Source organism: Deltaproteobacteria bacterium, from assembly GCA_016874735.1.
Classification (GTDB): Bacteria; Bdellovibrionota_B; Oligoflexia; order Oligoflexales; family CAIYRB01; genus CAIYRB01.
This window is the reverse complement of record VGTI01000150.1, coordinates 1-3,017: the sequence shown is the minus strand read 5'-3', so window position 1 is coordinate 3,017 and position 3,017 is coordinate 1. Positions and strand designations below refer to the sequence as shown.

The 3,017-nt window shown below is 53.7% G+C and carries 3 protein-coding genes; 1 reads left to right on the top strand and 2 read right to left on the bottom strand.

All coding sequences use genetic code 11. The features are described 5' to 3' along the window. Nucleotides 1–523 (bottom strand): S-(hydroxymethyl)glutathione dehydrogenase (locus tag FJ146_19825; GenBank protein MBM4254221.1); only part of this gene is annotated, 523 nt, incomplete at its 3' end. A gap of 57 nt (nucleotides 524–580) precedes the next feature. Here FJ146_19825 and FJ146_19820 point away from each other — a divergent pair. Then, nucleotides 581–2,269: an NAD(P)/FAD-dependent oxidoreductase gene (locus tag FJ146_19820; protein ID MBM4254220.1), complete on the top strand. Its 1,689-nt coding sequence runs from the start codon at nucleotides 581–583 to the stop codon at nucleotides 2,267–2,269. A gap of 259 nt (nucleotides 2,270–2,528) precedes the next feature. On the opposite strand, the gene FJ146_19815 is transcribed toward FJ146_19820, so the two are convergent. Further along, nucleotides 2,529–3,017: tetratricopeptide repeat protein (locus tag FJ146_19815; protein MBM4254219.1), on the bottom strand; the 489-nt coding region annotated here is incomplete at its 5' end.

The window sequence follows — 3,017 nt, the reverse complement described above, 5'->3', positions numbered from 1 at the left end:
TGCCGGTGGTCACGCCACAACCCAGTAGGCAAACCTTGTCGAGTGGTGCCTTCGGATCAATTTTGGCCAGTGCGATCTCCGGGACCACCGTGTATTCGGCGAAAGTCGAGGTCCCCATGTAGTGGTGGATCATCTTGCCATCTTTGGAAAACCGCGAGGTTCCGTCGGGCATCAGTCCACGGCCTTGGGTGGCGCGGATGCGCTGGCAGAGGTTTGTTTTGCCAGACAGGCAGAATTTACAGGTGCCGCACTCTGGCGTGTAAAGGGGTATCACATGATCCCCCTTAGTGAGCGTCGTGACTCCCTCACCAACAGCCTCGACGACGCCAGCACCTTCGTGGCCAAGGATCACCGGAAAGAGGCCCTCGGGATCGACCCCGGAAAGCGTATAGGCATCAGTGTGACAAACACCCGTGGCGACGATCCGCACCAGCACTTCGCCCGCCTTTGGTCCCTCTAGGTCCACCGTTTCGATGCTCAGCGGTTGTCCTGGACCCCATGCTACAGCGGCTTTTACTTTCATACGTATCCCATCGAAATGTCCGCCATTGGCGGGTGGTGTTAGGGGGATCGTCGTAGCATGATTTGGCGTCACCAGCAAGGTTTGGAAGGGCCCGGCGTTGGCGCAAAAAATGCAGGAATTAGGCTAGTGAAAAGGGGGGGCTCTATGCATAGTGGACTGCAACTTAAAAAAGCCGACTTAGCTTCTAGTTACGACGCCGTAGTGGTGGGCTCAGGTATGGGGGGATTGGCGGCTGCAGCAAGTCTGTCCCGTGCTGGTTGGAAGGTCCTTGTGTGTGAACGTCACGACACGGCGGGGGGCTTCACGCATACGTTCAGTCGCGGTAACTACACCTGGGATGTTGGGGTCCATTACATTGGTGACGTGACCAGGCAGGATTCCAGGCTACGGCGTACTTTTGACTACATAACTAAAGGACAGCTTTCGTGGCAGCCTATGGACGAAATTTACGATGCCATCGAAGTTGATGGCCGGACTTACGAGTTCATTGCAGGTCAAGATCACTTAGTGCGTCAACTTTATCGTTACTTTCCAGAGGATAAGAAGGGCATCGATCGCTACTTCCAACTTGTCGCAGAGGTCAGTAGGAGCTCCGCGCCTTTTTTTCTCCAGCGAGCGCTGCCACCAAAGGTCGGTAGGTTTTTATTTAGTCCACTCAGTAAGAGGTTTTTGTCTTATGCGAGCCAAACCACTGGCGCTGTTCTCGACGGGATCACCAAGAATCGGACCCTCACTCGTGTCCTGACCGGACAGTGGTGTGATTACGGATTGCCCCCAGAATCGTCGAGCTTTGCCATGCATGCCATGGTGGCATCCCACTATTTTGGGGGCGCAAGTTATCCAAGTGGCGGTGCCGCATCAATCGCCAAAACGATTTACCCGGTGATTAAGGAGAGTGGCGGAGAAATGGTAGTTAACGCCTCGGTGAGCGCTCTAGACATCCAGAGAGGCCGCTTAAGTGGCGTCAAGTTAGCAAATGGCCAGCATGTGGCGAGTCAATGTGTCATTAGTGACATAGGCGTGGAGAAAACTTACCAGAAATTCGTGGCTCCCCATAGACCCATACCCAATGATGTGGCGGCATACCTGAAGCAAAAAAACTACTCCATGGGGCACGTGTGTCTCTATCTAGGCCTGCAGGGTGACGCGCGGAGTCTAGGTCTAAAGAGCACTAATTTGTGGCTCCATCGTGCCGCACATGCGGATCAAAATTTTGCGGCACTGAGTCGCTTGCTTGGTGACGAGGCGCGTGTGGTATTTATTTCATTTCCGTCGGTAAAAGATCCAGAGTGGCCCATCCTTCATCCAGGACTATCTACCATCGAAGTGATCGCTCCCGCTAACTTTGAAAATTTTCGTGCATGGGAAGATAGCTCCTGGCAAAAACGTGGGCAAGGTTACGTCGCCTGGAAAGACGAACTGGCCGGTGTTCTGCTTGACATCGTTGAGGCCAAGTTGCCGGGCGTGAGATCCCATGTTGAGATCGCTGAACTTTCAACTCCGCTTTCGACTAAGCACTTCGCCGGCTATGAACATGGCGAAATATACGGGCTGCGTCACGATCCTCAGCGCTTTAAACAGTCTTGGCTCCGGGTTGACACGCCTATCGACGGCTTGTATCTGACTGGGCAGGATTTAGTAACCTGCGGGGTAAGTGGCGCTTTGATTAGTGGTGTCCTGACGGCTGCGCGGGTGTTGAGTGGGCGTGATGCGTTGCGTCTCCTCAGGCAGACACTCGCATCCTAAGAGTGTATGAAAAAGTACCGAAAAGAGTGGTGCTCGCTAGGCCGGTTGGCAGCGAGCACATACGGTGAGTCTGGTGGGGTTGTGTTAGACCGCGCCGGTTAAGCCGGGCAAGACACGGTGGGCGAAGATGCGTTAGACGCATTTAACCTTCAGAGTAGGCTTCGGTCATAGCTGGAAAAACTTGAGATGTTTCTTAATTAGTCAATGTTGTTTGATTATTAGGCTCAACCCTCATAGCCGTTGCAGGGACCCCTGGTAGCTAGTTTTTTGCAGTTCCTCCGGTAGCGGCTAGGCTCTGGGTGTGCTCGAGTTCACGCCTCGCTTCTTCGCTACGAGGGTAGAGCGCTGCCAGCTTGGTAAAGCTCTGAATAGCTCCGTGGTAATCTCCGCGGTCTCTTAAAGCGGAAGCCCAGAAATAAAGCGAATCATAATTGTTCGGGTCGAGTGCTAGGGCTTTTTGATAACTAGCCGCGGCACCTGCCCAGTCGCCCTTGTCCATCAAAGTCAGGGCCATATTTAAGTGTGCCGGAGCGAATTCTGGTGCCTGATCCACAGCCATTTTACAGTCATGTGCCGCCTCATCTAGACGCTTGAGCTGCCTCACGACTGAGCAGCGGTTTGACCATGCTAGAGGATAAACGGGACGAAGTTTAAGGGCTTTGGCCAGCGCATCTGCAGCGTCTTGATAACGATCCAAGTTCACGAAGCTGGTTCCGAGGTTGTTATGGGGCCTTGCCCAGTCTGGAAG